15 protein-coding genes are annotated in these 16,992 nt (G+C 36.8%); 5 read left to right on the top strand and 10 right to left on the bottom strand.

The genetic code is table 11. The features are described from left to right. Window positions 1-78: 78 nt before the first annotated feature. The 3 genes from BMX24_RS16135 to BMX24_RS16125 all read right to left on the bottom strand — a co-directional run bounded on the left by BMX24_RS16135 (window position 79) and on the right by BMX24_RS16125 (window position 3,122). A complete protein-coding gene (locus BMX24_RS16135) occupies window positions 79-570 on the bottom strand; it encodes a hypothetical protein (RefSeq protein ID WP_089794511.1) in 492 nt (163 codons plus the stop codon). Window positions 571-653: 83 nt separating this feature from the next. After that, on the bottom strand, window positions 654-1,934 hold the full coding sequence (gene metK, locus BMX24_RS16130; protein ID WP_089794509.1) for a methionine adenosyltransferase: 1,281 nt from the start codon (window positions 1,932-1,934) through the stop codon (window positions 654-656). A gap of 237 nt (window positions 1,935-2,171) precedes the next feature. Next, a complete protein-coding gene (locus BMX24_RS16125; protein ID WP_089794507.1) occupies window positions 2,172-3,122 on the bottom strand; it encodes a LysR substrate-binding domain-containing protein in 951 nt (316 codons plus the stop codon). Between the two features lie 132 nt (window positions 3,123-3,254). Between BMX24_RS16125 and BMX24_RS16120 the strand changes: the two genes are divergently transcribed. The 5 genes from BMX24_RS16120 to BMX24_RS16100 all read left to right on the top strand — a co-directional run bounded on the left by BMX24_RS16120 (window position 3,255) and on the right by BMX24_RS16100 (window position 7,519). Beyond that, the gene (locus BMX24_RS16120; protein WP_089794505.1) at window positions 3,255-4,742 is read left to right on the top strand and encodes a catalase; all 1,488 of its coding nucleotides are present in this window, start codon (window positions 3,255-3,257) and stop codon (window positions 4,740-4,742) included. Window positions 4,743-4,846: 104 nt separating this feature from the next. Further along, entirely contained in the window at window positions 4,847-5,614 is a 768-nt protein-coding gene (locus tag BMX24_RS16115; protein WP_089794755.1) for an enoyl-CoA hydratase-related protein, read from the top strand. Window positions 5,615-5,662: 48 nt separating this feature from the next. Further along, window positions 5,663-6,085: a deoxycytidylate deaminase gene (locus BMX24_RS16110; protein WP_089794503.1), complete on the top strand. Its 423-nt coding sequence runs from the start codon at window positions 5,663-5,665 to the stop codon at window positions 6,083-6,085. Window positions 6,086-6,092: 7 nt separating this feature from the next. Next, the gene (gene xerD / locus BMX24_RS16105; protein ID WP_089794501.1) at window positions 6,093-7,007 is read left to right on the top strand and encodes a site-specific tyrosine recombinase XerD; all 915 of its coding nucleotides are present in this window, start codon (window positions 6,093-6,095) and stop codon (window positions 7,005-7,007) included. Further along, the gene (locus tag BMX24_RS16100; protein ID WP_089794498.1) at window positions 7,004-7,519 is read left to right on the top strand and encodes an NUDIX hydrolase; all 516 of its coding nucleotides are present in this window, start codon (window positions 7,004-7,006) and stop codon (window positions 7,517-7,519) included. Before xerD ends, BMX24_RS16100 begins: the two co-directional genes overlap by 4 nt. 113 nt (window positions 7,520-7,632) lie before the next feature. On the opposite strand, the gene BMX24_RS16095 is transcribed toward BMX24_RS16100, so the two are convergent. The 7 genes from BMX24_RS16095 to BMX24_RS16065 form a co-directional block, all read right to left on the bottom strand. Next, the gene (locus BMX24_RS16095; protein WP_089794496.1) at window positions 7,633-8,091 is read right to left on the bottom strand and encodes a heme-binding domain-containing protein; all 459 of its coding nucleotides are present in this window, start codon (window positions 8,089-8,091) and stop codon (window positions 7,633-7,635) included. 6 nt (window positions 8,092-8,097) lie between these two features. Next, a complete protein-coding gene (locus BMX24_RS16090) occupies window positions 8,098-9,825 on the bottom strand; it encodes an Ig-like domain-containing domain (protein ID WP_089794753.1) in 1,728 nt (575 codons plus the stop codon). 25 nt (window positions 9,826-9,850) lie between these two features. Continuing rightward, a complete protein-coding gene (locus tag BMX24_RS16085) occupies window positions 9,851-11,113 on the bottom strand; it encodes a serine hydrolase domain-containing protein (RefSeq protein WP_089794494.1) in 1,263 nt (420 codons plus the stop codon). Between the two features lie 233 nt (window positions 11,114-11,346). Further along, window positions 11,347-12,279, bottom strand: coding sequence for a 2-hydroxyacid dehydrogenase (locus BMX24_RS16080; protein WP_089794492.1), 933 nt, complete (start codon window positions 12,277-12,279; stop codon window positions 11,347-11,349). Window positions 12,280-12,723: 444 nt separating this feature from the next. Beyond that, window positions 12,724-13,266: an acyl-CoA thioesterase gene (locus BMX24_RS16075; RefSeq protein ID WP_089794490.1), complete on the bottom strand. Its 543-nt coding sequence runs from the start codon at window positions 13,264-13,266 to the stop codon at window positions 12,724-12,726. Next, entirely contained in the window at window positions 13,254-14,024 is a 771-nt protein-coding gene (locus BMX24_RS16070) for a hypothetical protein (protein ID WP_170835730.1), read from the bottom strand. The genes BMX24_RS16075 and BMX24_RS16070 overlap by 13 nt, the downstream gene beginning before the upstream one ends. A 653-nt stretch (window positions 14,025-14,677) precedes the next feature. Beyond that, entirely contained in the window at window positions 14,678-16,783 is a 2,106-nt protein-coding gene (locus BMX24_RS16065) for a TonB-dependent receptor (RefSeq protein WP_089794488.1), read from the bottom strand. Window positions 16,784-16,992: the final 209 nt, after the last annotated feature.

Genomic DNA, 16,992 nt, shown 5'->3' with positions numbered 1-16,992 from the left:
TTTATAGGTGTAAATATAATAAAATTTTAATAACTGTTAACCTATTATTAATTTTTTACAAGAAAAATTTAAAAAAAATCATTTAAACATATCGTGAATGAATACAGTAGGGATATTTAGTGTAAAATTAACATTCAGACCTTTCAGTTCTTTTCCGTTAATTCCGCTGTTTCCGATCGGGAAAGCATATCCTCCCGTCAAATCTAAGATCCCAAAAAGGGTAACACCGATTTTCGGAGCGACATATTTATTCGTTCCTTCTGCTCCGATCAGGAAATAATAAGAGTGATAAAAATCCACATTTTTTTCAAAATTTAACAAAACATCGGCCTGTAATTTCGGCATTATGGCAAATTTCGAATGGGCAGAACCCATCAAAGCAGATGCTCCCAGTCTGTATATCACATCATCGTTTTTCAGAAAAAGCAATTTCCCACCAAGTTCCCCGAAACTCTGATTTTGATAAGTATATCCTACACTTATCATTTTATGCATCGTATATTGAGCTTTTACAAACGTCGTCAGGAAAAATATGGATAGGAATGTAATTGCGAATCGAAAATTCATCATCTTTAATTATTATTTAAATGTAAAATTAAAAAAAACTGCCTTATCGGAAAGATAAAGCAGTTATTTATTATTAATAGAAAAAATTAAATTCCGAAAGAAGCTTTAATTTCGTCTACTTTGTCAAGTTTTTCCCAAGTAAAGAACTCAAGTCCTTTAAGAGTTAACTCATTTTTTTGTCCTTTATTGAAAGTCTTATCAGCTACATAGCTTTCTCTACCCATGTGTCCGTAAGAAGCTGTGTCCTGGTAAATTGGGTTTCTCAATTTCAAGTTTTGTTCGATCGCGTAAGGTCTTAAATCGAAAATTGTAGAAACTTTTTTAGCGATTTCACCATCATGAAGATCAACTTTTGCTGTTCCGTAAGTATTGATGTATAAACCACAAGGCTCAGCAACACCGATCGCGTAAGAAACCTGTACCAAAACTTCATCCGCAACACCCGCAGCCACTAAATTTTTAGCAATGTGTCTTGTTGCATAAGCAGCACTTCTGTCTACTTTTGAAGGATCTTTTCCAGAGAACGCACCACCACCGTGAGCTCCTTTTCCACCGTAAGTATCTACGATGATCTTTCTTCCCGTAAGACCTGTATCTCCGTGAGGGCCACCGATTACAAACTTACCTGTCGGGTTGATATGATATTTGATCTGATCGTTGAATAACGCTTTAATCTCTTCAGTCTGCTGAGCTACCACTCTTGGAATCAAAATATTTTTGATGTCTTCGCGGATTTTGTTCAGCATTTCTTCTTCAGTTCCGAAATCGTCATGTTGCGTAGAAACTACGATAGAATCGATTCTGATTGGCTTATGATCATCAGAATACTCGATTGTCACCTGGCTTTTTGCATCCGGACGAAGATATTTGATCTCAGAATCTTCTCTTCTGACAGCAGAAAGTTCTTTAAGAATAGTATGTGCCAAATCCAGTGCAAGAGGCATATAGTTCGCAGTTTCGTTGGTTGCATATCCAAACATCATCCCCTGGTCACCAGCTCCCTGTGCATTTGCTTTAGCTTCGAAAGATTCGTCGTTTACAGCTCTGTCAACCCCTTGGTTGATATCCGGAGACTGTTCGTGAATGGCTGAAATAACTCCACAAGAATCACCATTGAACATGTACTCACCTTTTGTATACCCGATTCCGTTGATAACGTCTCTTGCAATAGTCTGCACATCAAGATACGCATCAGACTTCACCTCACCTGCCAAAACTACCTGTCCCGTTGTTACAAGTGTTTCACAAGCTACTTTTGAAGATTTGTCGTATGCTAAAAAGTGGTCGATTAATGCATCGGAAATCTGATCGGCAATTTTATCCGGATGTCCTTCTGAAACTGATTCAGACGTAAATAAATAAGACATATTATTCTTTGTTTTTTAGATTAAAAATTACGAAGAAAAAATAAGAATAAATTGCCGGAAAGTCTAAAAAAGAAATACTGTTTTAGCATTTTTTTATAGAGGTTGCAATCAGGTCAAATTTTTCCTCGTTCGTAAACGTTGGCAAATTTAAGTACTATTTTTTTAATACTCAAATTTTTGTTTACTAATTATAAAATTCTTTAAATTAATGATTTATCAGACATTAGTAATAAAAAACTATTGCGGTTTTATGCTTACGAATTCTTTTGGACTTTCATTATAATTTAGCTTTTTCTCTAATGAAGCTCTAATAGAATGCGATAATTCATCAATAATTTTTTGTTTAAATGTCGGTTTGTAGTAAATGATACTGATCTCTCTGTACGGGAAAGGCTTCTTAAATCTGAATACATTTTCCTTTTGTGTATCAGAAAGCTGATTCAGTGCAAGCTCCGGTAAGATACTGATTCCGCCCACTTTATCTACCATATGTACCAAAGTCTGGATATTTGATGCAAGGAAATCCAAGTTTTTAGGCTTCAAAGTATTTTCCTTCAAATGACAGATATTTTCAAACTGATTTCTCAGACAGTTTCCTTCCTCAAGAAGCCATACTTTTTCTACATTAAGATCTTCAGGAACTACATAAGAGTTCTTTTTATTTGCTTCCGTATCGGAACTGTAGATCATCAATTCTTCATTGAATAAGAAATCCTGATAAAATTCATCCGCCGTATCGTAAGGTGTCGAAATAATTCCGGCATCCAGTTCACCCGCCTTTAAAGCTTTAATAATATTATCTGTTGTCATCTCTTTTACATTCATCTGGATTTTCGGGTTTTCCTCAAGGAATTTGAAAATCTCAGTCGGTAAAATAAAAGATGAAACAGTAGGGATAATTCCAATATTAATGGTACCTCCTAAAATATTATTGAGCAGGTTTGCTTTATTTTTCAATTCATTGACAGACTCTATGATCACCTTCGCCTGATCGATGATCTGAAGCCCTACATCTGTGGTACGAATCGGGTGTGTCGTTCTGTCGAAAACCTTTACATCCAGTTCATCCTCAAATTTCTGTATCATTGCACTTAAAGTAGGCTGCGTAATGAAGCATGCTTGGGCTGCTTTACCAAAATGTTTGTACTTATCTACGGCGATAAGATACTCCAGTTGCTGAATGTTCATCTGATTAATATTATCTATTACAAAGATATAATGTTTTTGCTATTGGCAATCAAAAATTCAAGTAAATTTGATATTTAGTACCTTTACATAATTCAATATAAATATCAACTCAATTATTCAAATTATAACCTTATGGATTCTAAGAAATTAACGTTAAGCAGCGGCGCTCCATATTACGAACATCAGGACTCGCAAACGGTTGGTCCGAGAGGGCCGGTTCTTTTACAAGATTTTATCCTTCAGGAAAACCTTGCCCATTTCGTAAGAGAAAGAATCCCCGAAAGAATTGTTCATGCAAAAGGAAGCGGTGCATACGGGACTTTTACCGTGACGCATGACATCAGTAATTATACAAAAGCAAAATTATTTTCCAAAGTCGGAAACTCGTGCAGAATGTTTGCCCGTTTTTCTACCGTGGGAGGTGAAAAAGGAAGTGCAGATACGGCAAGAGATCCGAGAGGTTTTGCTTTAAAATTTTATACAGAAGACGGAAACTGGGATCTTGTGGGAAACAATACGCCTGTTTTCTTTATCAAGGATGCTAAAAAGTTTCCTGATTTTATTCATACTCAAAAAAGAGTTCCGAAAACCAATCTGAAAAGCGCAACAATGATGTGGGATTTCTGGAGCCTGAATCCAGAATCTTTGCATCAGGTTTTAATTTTAATGTCAGACAGGGGAACACCTCATGGCTATAGACATATGCACGGTTTCGGCTCCCATACATTCTCGATGATTAATGATAAAAATGAGCGAGTTTGGGTGAAATTCCATTTCAAAACAAAGCAGGGAATTAAAAATTTCACAGATTCTGAAGCGGTAAAAATGGCAGGAGAAAATCCTGATTTTGCTCAGGAAGACCTTTGCAACGCCATTGAAAATGGAGATTTCCCGAAATGGACCATGTACATCCAGGTCATGACAGAAGATCAGGCAAGAGATTTCAGATGGAATCCTTTTGATGTAACGAAAGTATGGTTCCATGAAGATTTCCCGATGATCGAAGTGGGAGAAATGGAGCTTAATGAAGTTCCCGTCAATTATTTTGCTCATGTAGAGCAATCTACTTTTTCACCAAGCAATTTAATTAACGGAATCAGCTTTTCACCCGATAAAATGCTTCAGGGAAGATTATTTTCCTATCCGGATGCTCACAGATACAGAGTGGGAGTGAATTCTCATCAACTGGAAGTGAACAGATGCCCGTTTGCTGTTAATAATTATCAGCGTGACGGTTTCATGGCAGATTCCAGCCAGTATCAGGATAAACCGAATTATCATCCCAATAGTTTTGATGATATCAAAGCAGATATTTCCTATAAAAATTACGAATATGAACTGGACAGCGCTCATGTAGCGTCTTACAACCGAAATGAAAATGATGACGATCATTATACTCAGCCCGGATTGCTTTATTCCAAAGCGATGAGTCCGGAAGACCGACAGAATCTTGTCAATAATATTGTCGGAAGCATGAGAGCCATCAACGGACCAAAAAAAGACGAGATCATCAACCGCCAGTTATGCCATTTTTTCAGGGCTAATATTGAGCTTGGCATGAAAGTGGCATCTCAACTGAATGTCATTATTGATCCCAATATGATGAATCACTCAAAATAATTATATTGAACAATAATTTCATTAAGAGGAAAAAAAGTTAATATTTTTTCCTTTTTTTTATAAAAAATTTATAATTTGCACGAGATAATATTTTAATGTGGAAAATGAGTTACGAAAATATATTATTAAATAAAGAAGATAAAGTATCTATCATTACTATAAACAGACCTGAAAGTTTAAATGCATTAAATGCTCAAACGATTAAGGAAATCAGTTCAGCGCTGGACGAATTAAATTCTGACCCATCTTGTAGGGTGATCATCATTACAGGAAGTGGGGAAAAATCTTTCGTTGCAGGAGCGGACATTAAAGAATTTAGTGATTTTGGAAAAGAAAAGGCAGAAGAGCTTGCCAGAAACGGACAAAACATTTTATTCAACAAAATTGAAAATATGACCAAACCTGTGATTGCAGCCGTAAACGGTTTTGCATTGGGAGGAGGTCTGGAGCTTGCAATGGCTTGCCACATCAGATACGCATCGGAAAATGCAAGATTGGGTCTTCCGGAAGTAACACTGGGATTAATTCCGGGTTATGGAGGTACTCAGAGACTGCCGAAGCTTGTAGGAAAAGGCATCGCCAACGAAATGATCTTCTCTGCCAAAATGGTTCCTGCCCAAAGAGCAAAAGAAACCGGATTGGTAAATGAAGTATATCCTATTGAAGAATTATTAACTAAAACAAAAGAATTAGCAAACGTAATTGCCCACAATTCACCGATGGCAATTTCCAAGGCAATTCACGCTGTGAACTTATCTGATACGGATAAAGGTTTTGAAACCGAAATTACCTATTTTGGAGAGCTTTTTGAACTTGATGATAAAAAAGAAGGAGTTTCTGCGTTTCTTGAAAAAAGAAAACCAAACTTCTAAACTTATCAACCTTAATACAAATTATTTCGAAAAACCTAATGCTGCTGTATGAATAAGTTTGACAAAGCTTATCTAAAAATGGCTCAGGAATGGGCAAAACTATCCTACTGTAAACGAAAGCAAGTAGGGGCTCTTATCGTAAAAGATAGGATGATTATTTCAGATGGTTATAACGGAACTCCTTCAGGATTTGAAAACTGCTGTGAGGATGGAGACGGGAAAACACACTGGTATGTACTTCACGCAGAAGCTAATGCAATATTAAAATTAGCAGCTTCCACACAATCTGCAAAAGGAGCCACATTGTATCTCACACTCTCGCCATGTAAAGAATGCAGCAAGCTCATTCTTCAGGCAGGAATCACGAGGCTGGTGTATATTAATGAGTATTCGGACGATGACGGGATATCGTTCCTTAGAAACCATAACATTGAAATAGAGCAAATTTCGGACTGTGAACTAAAAAAATAACACAACAATGACTTGGGATGAAAAAATTAAGGATTTTGAAATCTTTCTTCGCTTCGAAAGAAATTTTTCAGAAAACACTCTCGACGCCTATATTCGAGACATCAGAAAACTAAAAGAATACGCAGAAGAAGATCTGGCAAACGTCGGTCCAGATATTATAGGGTACGAAAATCTGCAGGAATACATCTTCAATCTTTCCAAACAAAAATTCAGCGAAAGGTCTCAGGCAAGATGGATATCATCGATTAAAGCATTCTTCAAATTCCTTTTGGAGGATGAATATCGTGAAGATAATCCGGCTGCACTGCTTGAAGGGCCTAAGTTGGGATTGTATTTACCGGACACATTAAGCCTTCTTGATATCAACAAAATTATCAGTGCTATTGAGGTAAATTCTGACCTTGGAAAGAGAAACCAGTGCATCATCGAAGTACTTTACGGATGCGGTCTTCGTGTTTCGGAACTTATCGATCTGAAAATTTCCAATATTAATTTTAAAGAACAGTACATCAAGGTAAATGGAAAGGGAAACAAAACCCGTTTCGTTCCTTTGGCAGATTATACGGCAGAATTGCTGGAAAACTATATTCAGGATGTACGTTCAAAAAGTAAGATTAATAAAAAGTACGAAGACACCCTTTTCTTAAACAGCAGGGGAACATCAATGTCCAGAGTAATCGTATTTTTAATTATAAAAGAATTAACAGATAAAGCGGGGGTAAGCAAGAAAATTTCTCCACACACTTTCAGACATTCTTTTGCTACGCATTTACTTCAAAACGGGGCAGATCTTCGTTATATTCAGGAAATGCTCGGCCATTCCAGCATTACCACAACGGAAATCTACACGCATTTGAAAACGGAAGAACTCAGAGATGTCATTCTGAACTACCACCCGAGAAACATTAATATTGTTCAATGAAAATATTGAAATATTGCCCAAGCTGCGGCAAAGAAACTCTACACTGGGACGGTGAAAAAAAATGGAGCTGCCCGGAATGCAATTTCACCTTGTATAATAATGTCGCCGGAGCTGTAGCTGTGGTTATACGATATCAGGATGAAATTTACCTTACAAGAAGAAACAGAGACCCAAAAAAGGGAAAACTCGATCTTGCCGGAGGTTTTGTAGATCCCAAAGAAAGCGCCGAAGAAACATGCAAAAGAGAGCTTTTTGAGGAACTGCAGCTGGGTGTGGATATTTCAAATTTAAAATACTTGACAAGTCTTCCGAATGTATATCAGTACAAAGAGATAGATTACAATACGATCGATCTTTTTTACGAATATCATGTTTCGGAAAAATTTGAAGTGAATCTTGAGCTTTCTGAAATTTCAGAAGCCGTATGGATTCCTTTGAAAGAATTGGATCTTGAAGATATCGCTTTCGATTCTCAGAAAAATTTTTTTGAAGGGTATTTGAAGAATATTTAATTTCTTATTGAAAAAAATATCTCTCGCAGATTAGCAAATAATGCAGATTTTTAACGCAATCATCTGCTCAGTCCGCTAATTTGTGAGAGTTTTTTATTTAAATTAAATGAGAATTAATACGTTTTCGATTTCAGCATTTCCTCGAAATACTTTACCAGCAAAGTTCTCTCTGCGTCGGAAAGATTAGCCTGTTTATGATAAACGATATATCCCGGCATCGGCATTGTTTTTCCCTGAATCGTCTGGATCGTTTTACTCAACATATTTTCTTTTAAATCTTTATTATAAGTTTCCCAGACAGAAAAATTGAGATGTTCGCGACCCTCGTTTACGTGGCTTTTTACCGACCATGAAACGGGCGCAATGTAAGCGTACTTGGGATATACGGTTTCATTCGAGTGGCAGTCGTAGCACGCTCCTTTTATTAATCCTTTTATTTTTCCAGGGGTATGTTTGGCATCCACAAAATTCAGTTTGTGGTCAACAGGTTTATTCATCTTATCCGTCGGAATAAACTGAATCAACGCAAAACCAAGCACGCTCCAGAAAAGTATTTGTTTAAAGATCTTCATTATTTCTTACCTCGTGGGAGTCAGCATTGTGTTATTACTCTTCAAGTCCGTTTTTTTGGCATCCTGTGGAGGAGCTGTTGTTTTAGGAACCGTCAGTTTCGATGTATCTAATGTTCTTGTATCCTTCAGATCCCAATCTTCTACACTATCCCAAAGCGGTCGTACAATTACCACTTTGTAATAAATATAAGAATCTTCCGCAAAGACATCGTTTTGGAAATCTGCTTCGTCCCAATATTTATTTTCATTGTTGTCTGCCAGAATCCTTACAATGTATTCTCCAGGTTTTATGATATTAAATTTAACCTCATCCCCTTTTGCATATTTTTCAAACAAAACTTTATCGGAAGTGTCCAATAACTGAATCCAATAGCTGGAAGTTGGGGCATTTTGTAATTTAAATGTCAGACTACCAAAATTCTCCACTTTATCAACTTCAAAATCAAAACGTTTTGACTGATAATTTTTAGCATAAAAAGAAGAAACTGTTTCTTTCGGAACCGTCAGCTGATATTTTTTGCCAGAGATAAAATCTGATTTAACTAAAATCTGATACGGATTTGTTTCTGAAATTTTCGCAGTGAAAGGTATCGTATTTACAGAATCTCCTTCCGCTCTCAACAGCCATTTATCGGTATTGATTTTATCTAAATAATAATTGGAACTGATTTTAAAATCTGATTTCGGAGCCAGCATTCCGCCACCGTTATCACTGTTGATGTCCATTGCATTTTTCGTATTGTACTTATAAAATACAGAAACGGTGTCCTGCTTTTTGTCGGCATCATAGCTGAATTTTAAATTCTCCGTTGTACCTTGTCCGACATTATTTTTCACCGCATCAAACCAGATGTTTACCGAATCTGATTTTGGTCTGTGCGTCACTTTAATATCCTGAAGTTTATCATTAATGGAAAGAACTTTCACATCGTTTGGTCTTCCTTCGAACGTCATTAAAATTCCGCCCGGAGTTTCCTTCATTTCAACATATTTTAACGATTTTCTGGAAGGGTAAACCTTTAAATTCAGTCCTGAAATTGATTTCTCCAGCACCAGAGGATCTTTCTGGAAACCAACTTTTTCTTTTCCTGCATCATACATAGAATTTCCGTTTTCATCTTCGAAAGCAATGATTTTATATTTTCCCGGAGAAAGGTAGTTCAGTTCGTAATACCCATCATCATCCACCTTTGTAATGTAATAAGGTTTTTGTTTGTAATCGATGGTATCTTTTGCCTGATACAAGCCAACCACAAACTTATTTTCACTTCCTTTTTTAATAGACAAAGCATCCTTAACTTCCCCGCTGATGTACAAATCATCCAGCTTATCTCCCGTAGAAAAGGCAAAATTGAAATATCGCAAAATATTTCCTTCATTATTATCTGCAATCGAATTCCCGAAATTGAAATTGTAGGTCGTATTTGCCTGCAAAGTATCCTTCCATTGAATCAGAATAAACTTGTTCGCAATATTGGAGGGGATAATTCTTGTAATGCTTTTAATAGGCGGAGAAATAATCAGATTTTTATTAATATCCTTCAATGTTATATATTCATCAAAATCAAGGCGGAGTTCTCTGATATCTCTGGAAACATTAATTCTTGTTGTATCAATGTTTGAACTTAAAAATTTCGGAGCCAGTGAATCTTTTGGCCCACCAACAGGCGACCCTACTCTCGCACAAGACTGCAAAAGAAAACCGATGACGAATAATAGAAGAAGTCTTTTCATGAATATGTTTAAGCAAAAATAAACATTATTCTCCATAAACTTCGCTATGACTGTTCAAAGTATCCTTATCCTCGCTCATGATGCTGTGAAGTTTGTCTTTCTGAGGCGGGAAATCTTCAAATAATCCCGACAAAGCCAGCGCTGTATATACTCTGTTTGAATATTTATTCCCGATCGCAATAATCGTCACTTTTGATTTTAATAAATGGGCAAAAACAGAATTCGTTCCGTGCCACCAACCGTTGTGGTAGGTCAGTTTTTCACCGTTATCAAAAATTTTCATCCTGAAACCAAGACCATAATTATTCATCCCGAATTTTTCATTGCTGTAAGGCGTGAAAACCATTTCCATCAAATCCTGATTTAAAAAATCTTTTGAAAACATTGCCTTTGAAAAATTATACAAATCTCTTGGCGTCGTGTAGACATTTTTATCACCGTAAATAAGATCCAGCCTGTCTAAAGGATACAACCTGTTCCCTCCGTAATAAAACGACTGAGAAGCCGTCGGAATATCTTTTTCCTGAAAAATAAAAGTGTTTTTCATTTTTAAAGGATCAAAAATCATTTCCTTCATTGCTTGCGGGAACGCCTTTTTCGTTATTTTTTCTACCAGCAAAGCCAGTAAGGCGTAGTTTGTATTGCAATACATAAATCCCGTATCTGTTTCTCTTGCCAGCTCAGGTTTGTATTTGATAATCATATTCAATACATCTTCATTGGTGATGAATTGTTTTGAAAGTTCTGCCGGAGCCGGTTGAATTTTTGTGATAAAATATTCGTATTTCGGAAGACCGCTTCTTTGGTCTAATAATGTTTTAACGGTAACATTCGGATAAGGAAACCCGGGGAAAAACTGTGTTAAATGATCTGATAATTTTATTTTCCCGGCTTCTATCAATTTAAGCATTGCCATCGCCGTCAATGTTTTTGAAACGGATGCTACATGAAGCGGCGTATTTTTGTCAATTACTTTTTGATTATCTTCTCTTGCGAAACCTCTGTAATTTTCATAAAGAATATCGTCTCCTTTTGCCACCAATATTCCACCACTCAAATTACTTCCTACCCAAACTTTGTTGTAGTACTGATCGATGTAACGAACCAATGATGCTTTATCCGAAATCTGGCTGTCACCTTTGGTAAAAACTTTACTTAAATCTACATTCCCGTAATTAGGGAGATCGGTCGTATTTCCGACAACAGTTTCGTTGCTTTCAGATTTGTTTTTGCAGGAGAAAAGGAATAAAAAGGCAGTTAAAATGAGTACAAAATTACACTTCTTCATGAGTTTCAAAAATGAGCGGCAATTTAATAAAACTCAAAATAATTATTTTATGTTGAGGGTAAATTATGAATTATTTAACATAAAATGGTGAGATGAAGGAAAGGTGAAAATTGTTTTGTATTCTTTGTATATATGCTTTGAGAACCTCAGCCTGACAGCATTAAAAAACAACTACTAAATTAAAATGATTAGTATTAGAGATGTAATGCTGAGGCTCTCGAAGCATTTAAAATTCATTGCACAAACTGCGCGACAATCTTATCGACAATCACCTGCGCCAGTTTTTCTTTACTTTGAAGCGTCCAGCCAGCGATGTGTGGTGTAACGATCACTTTTTCGGACTCTAACAAATATTTTAAGTCTTCATTTTCTGTTTCGAGATTTTCAAAAGATGACTTTTCGTATTCCAGAACGTCGAGACATGCGCCTTTTACTTTTCCGGCTTTTAACGCTTCAACTAAACTTTTAGTTTCTACATTTTTTCCTCTTGCTGTATTCACAAAATAGAAATCGTTTTTCATATCGGAAATGAATGGTCCATCTATTAAATAATAGGAAACATCAGTCAATGGAATATGTAAGCTTAAAACCCCAGCCTGTTCTTTTAATTCCTTTAAAGAAACCTGAGTTGCATATTCATCAGAAAGATCAGGTAAAATATCATGAAAAATCACTTTACAGCCAAACCCCGAAAGTCTTTTTGCCGTGGCTTTTCCCATATTTCCGTAACCGATGAGTCCAACGGTTTTCCCGAGTAATTCGTCGCCTCTGTTTTCTTCACGAAGCCAGATTCCGTTTTTTACTTCCTGGGAAGCGATGAACAGCCGGTTCATTAAAATTAATAACATTCCGACAACGTGCTCTGCGACCGAATCTCTGTTCCCTTCCGGAGAATTGATCAACTGAATTCCCAACTTTTCAGCAACGGGAATATCGATATTTTCCATTCCGGCTCCTACTCTCGCAATGAATTTCAGATTTTTTGCTTTTTCTAAAAAGTTTTTATCTAAAGGAATTCGGCTTCGGATAATAACCCCGTCGTAGTTTTCAATTTTGCTGCAAACCTCATCGTATGAAGACATGAAATCTTCTTCCAAAATGAAGTTTTTTGCTAAAAGCTGTTCGGTGATTAATGGGTGGTTTTTATCTAAAAGTAAAATTTTCATTTCTACAATATTTGTCTTAATGCAAAGTTCGCGAAGATTTTATTAAACTTATGTAACGTTTTATGTTTTTTATGCTAAGTTTTTTTCACAATGCTTGTCATGCTGGAAGCATCTAAACCTAGTATGATTCGAATTTGGATCCTTTCAGGATGACAAACAGGGTGTTGAAGTTGTGAGCCTTGTCAAGGTTTAAAACCTTGACAAGGCTTTGACTCTTGAAATAACGACAAATACCCTAGCCCCGATTGGAACGACATCCTTTTTAGTTGCGGTGGAGCGAAGCGGAGCCGTAACCAAAAAGATATAGCACTTCGGCAGGCTCAGTATAAATTCCAAGCGGGAAAAAACTTCAAAAAAGTCAATATATAAAAAATGCTTTTAAAGCTCACAAAGGCGTTAACACTCAGCAAAGTTTAAAAGCATTAATCTTATAAAATATTTTTTTTATTTTTTGTCTTTCTTTGGCTCTTGAGGTTCCTGGAACAATTTCTTCAATTCCACAGAATCTAAAGGTTTCATTCTTCCGGAAAGAATCAATGACAGTTCTTTTCTTCTGAAAGCTGCTGCGTGTCTTGATATTTCCTCTTCTGTTTCCGGAATCATATCAGGAATCGGAATCGGTCTGTTGAATTCATCTACTGCTACAAAAGTATAAATTCCCTCGTTGGTATGCACTTTTTTCTGATTGATGGGATCATCCAGCCAAACATCAACATATACTTCCATGGAAGTTGAAAATGCTCTGGAAACTTTAGATTCCAGCACCACAACTCCACCTTCCGGAATCGGGTGATTGAAAGAAACGTGGTTTACAGAAGCCGTAACAACCCTTCTTTCGCAATGTCTTGCAGCAGAAATCGATGCACAACGATCCATTTTTGCTAGAAGCTCACCTCCGAAAAGGTTTCTCAGAGAATTTGTTTCGTTCGGAAGAACAATATTGGTCATGATAGTCAGTGATTCTGACGCCTTTTTTACTTTTGCCATTTCGTCTTAGTGTTGTTGTTTTTGGTTGTCAGAGTTTTGACACCTTTTTCCGTTACCGGCTGAGCTGGTTGCTGTACCACCGAGTCTTTTTTCAAAGAATCTGCAACCGGCGGAGTATACGGATGTACCTTCACCGTATCTTTTTCGATCCTGTGGGTTTTTGTCTGCACAGAAATATTGGTTTTGTCAAAGGATTTTTTCCCGAAAAGAAGTTCCTGCTGCGTGTAAGCCACATACAAAATCCCTAAAACCGGAATAATAATCAGGAAAGCCCAAAGAATTGATTTGTTGAATGTATAATCCTTTTCAGAATTTACGGGTACATTTTGTTTCAGGTTTTTATTATTAATGTCTGAAATTTTAATTTCTTCAAGACCGTAAAAATCAGGATGGTCAGATTGCAGCCTGTTTCCTTTAAAATGAGTTTCTCCGTCTTCAATAAAGATCGTTCCTAAGCCCTGAATTTCCAGGATTTGATCTGCCTGCAACTTTTTCTTCCAAAAGTCTGTCTGGATCTGCAGATCTGTTTTTGAAGCTTCCAATGGCATCTGTTTCTGGCTTGCGATAAAAGCCGCCAGTTCATCGGATTTCACTTCGTAATCCGGTGTGTAAACAATTTTACTTGCAGGAGGAAGGATGCTCCCATTTTCGGAATTGATAATTGCCTTGGAGTTCTCAAGAGAAAACACTCCAAAACCCGGAACCGTAACTGTCCCAAACTGTTTCAAATATTCTAAAATGTAAGCTGAAATATTCATTTGGTGGCAAATTTATGACTTTTTCGTGACTTTTTGTGAGATTTATTTATTGTGAATAAGAGTTTAAAATTGTTTTAATTTTCAGAGATTTTCAAATTGGCAATGTATGTTTGATATTGTTTGGAATTCTTTATTTTAAAGATGAAAAGAAACGGAGATTGATTTTTTTCAGGGTTGTGAGCCCTGTCAAGGTTTGGAACCTTGACAGGGCTTTTTCTGCAGGTTTTGGCTAAAGCCAATTCGGATATTCTGTTATGATGAACGGGCTAAAGCCCGTTCCTATTGATCTTTCAGGTTTTTAATATTGTAAAAAAGCTAATTTCCTAAAAAATTAATGGAAAAAGGTCGTGGCTAGATGCTTTCAGCATGACGAAGTTAATGGTTAACCTTAATGCTCAAATCCCGACTGCAACCCTAGCCCCGATAGGAACGGCATCCTTTTTTGTTGCGGCCGGAGCAAAGCGGAGGCCGTAACAAAAAAGATATAGTGGATAGCGGGAAATAGCTCCTTATTGCGTGAGAGGATTTGATAATGAGGGAGTTTGAGAGTGGAGCGTTGGAGAGTTTTGTAAAATAAAAAAGACTGCCGAGGCAGCCTTAAAAAATCTAACTTTTACTTTTTACTATAATTATTTTAAATATAGCCTGATTGATTACTGAATTTTCCAGCTGATCCCGAACATGAAATTGGTTCCGGCCTGGGAAAAATAGTAAGGAGTGCCGTCATAAACCGCACCGTTGTTCACATATTTTTTGTTGAAAATATTATTCACCAAAAGTTTCAATGCAATGTCATTGTTTTTGATTTTAAACTGATATTGCGCATTAAAATCCGTCAAAAGATAATCTTTTAATTGCAAATTTTCATCTTCCGAATTATCCAGATATTGTTTTCCAACGTATTGATTCATCAAAGCAAACATGAAATTTTTATTCGGACTGAATTTCAATCCCAAATTCGCGATAATGTCCGGAGAGAAAGAAATCTGCGTGTTTCCAAGATCTTTTACTTCCGTTTCGTTTTCGATTTTAAAATCCAAGTTTCTGTTGTTGCTGAAGCTGACATTACCCGTCAGTTCCCACTGCTTCGAAAGTTTTGCCAAGGCACCCAATTCGATCCCGCTTCTGTAACTTTTCCCGGAGTTGGTTCTGATGAATGCTCCGACATTGTTCAGTTCGCCATTCAAGACTAACTGATTAACGTAATACATATAATATAAATTCGCCGTAAACGATACAATACCGAATTGTCTTTCAATACCTGCTTCAAAATCATGTAATTTTTCCGCTTTTACATCATTATTGGCTAATAAATCGTCTCTGTTGGGTTCGCGGTGAGCGTGTGCATAGGAGAAGAAAACTTTCCCTCTTGCTATTTTATAATTCACCCCTAATTTCGGATTGAAAAACAGCCAGTTTTTGTCCAGATTCGCTCCTTCATCGTCTCCGACAGTGATAATTTTCGTATTATAATCGATATTTCTCAACTGTAAATCTCCGAAGAATTCGAAATCATTTACCCTTACCAAAGCCTTTGCAAATCCTGCAACCTCGTTTTTCACAGAACGGTTTCTGTAATATTCGTGCTCATCAATCTGCGGGAAGAAAACCCCGGTAACATTTCCAAAATGCCTTCCGTAGTATTGATTGGCAACGGCTCCGAAATTAACGTCCACCATTCCCAGTTTTCCGTAAAGTGTTGAAACGATACCATAGAAATCGTTATTCAGCCATTTTTTCCTGATAAAATCCGAATATTCCTCTCCGTTAAAATCCGGTAAATTGTATCTCGCAAAAGGATCGCCCTGCTTGTAGTTTTCGTAGTATCCTTTTCCTTTTGTATAATGCAAGGTTGTTTCCAGATTCCAACGGTCATTGAATTTCTGTTCCCAAAGCAACTGATAATGGCTTTGTCTGTAATTATCCGTCTCATTATCATAAAACCCAACAATATTTTCCCAATTGGAATCATAAATTGCCCCGGAATAATTGAATTTCGGATCTGTTTCCCAAGTTTTTCTGTCGATTCCATTCCACGCCTGATATGTTTTTTCTTTTCCTCCGAAAGCCATCAGACGAATTTTTGTGTTCCCTTCTTCATACAAAGCCGTGAAATTGTAAGAATCTAATTTTGAGAAAGCCCTGTCGATGTATCCGTCAGAATTAATATGGGTATACCGTCCCATCACAGAAAGCCTGTTTCCCCAGAATTTCCCGGAACCTATTTCCGCAGAATATTTATAGGTATTAAATGAGCCGTAACTGTCATCTGTCTTAAAATAAAATTTCTCTTCCGGATCTTTGGAAAGTACATTGATGCTTGCTCCAAACGCAGCCGCTCCGTTGTTGGAAGTTCCCACTCCCCTTTGGATCACGATTTGTGAAGCCGAGCTCGTGAGATCCGGTACATTCACGAAGAAAGTTCCCTGACTTTCAGAATCATTGTACGGAACTCCATTCATCATCACATTGATAGCGCTTCCCGCAACCCCACGAATTCTGAAACCCGTGTAACCAACACCGTTTCCGGCATCAGAAGTAGAAATGATGGAAGTTTGGTTTTTAAGAAGAATGGGTAAATCCTGTCCCAAATTTCTGCTGTCAACATCTTTGGCAACGTTGATGATTTCTTTAGCAACAGGAAGTCTCTTGGTAAAATTAACAGCTTCGATTTCCTTTACTTTCAAGGAATCGGTATTTTGCGCCCGTAAAAAAGCGAACGAGCCAACGGTAAGCCCTAAAAAAAATAATCCTTTCATTCTATAAATTTTTAAAATTTAATGAATAAAAGGGGCAGATTAAATAATGTAGCAATTTATCAATTTAACAGTCTAACAATCAAATTGGCACATTGTTATATTGTTCCATCGGTACATTTAACTTCCCTAAACAGCATTACCCGTTCAAGGTTCATTGGGTATAATCTCAGCCTGTTACAGCACCCCTTTATTTCAGCCGCAAAATTACG

Origin of the sequence: Chryseobacterium wanjuense, from assembly GCF_900111495.1 — a bacterium.
Taxonomy (GTDB): domain Bacteria; phylum Bacteroidota; class Bacteroidia; order Flavobacteriales; family Weeksellaceae; genus Chryseobacterium; species Chryseobacterium wanjuense.
The sequence above is the reverse complement of the archived record's forward strand: the minus strand, read 5'-3'. Positions and strand labels throughout refer to the sequence as shown.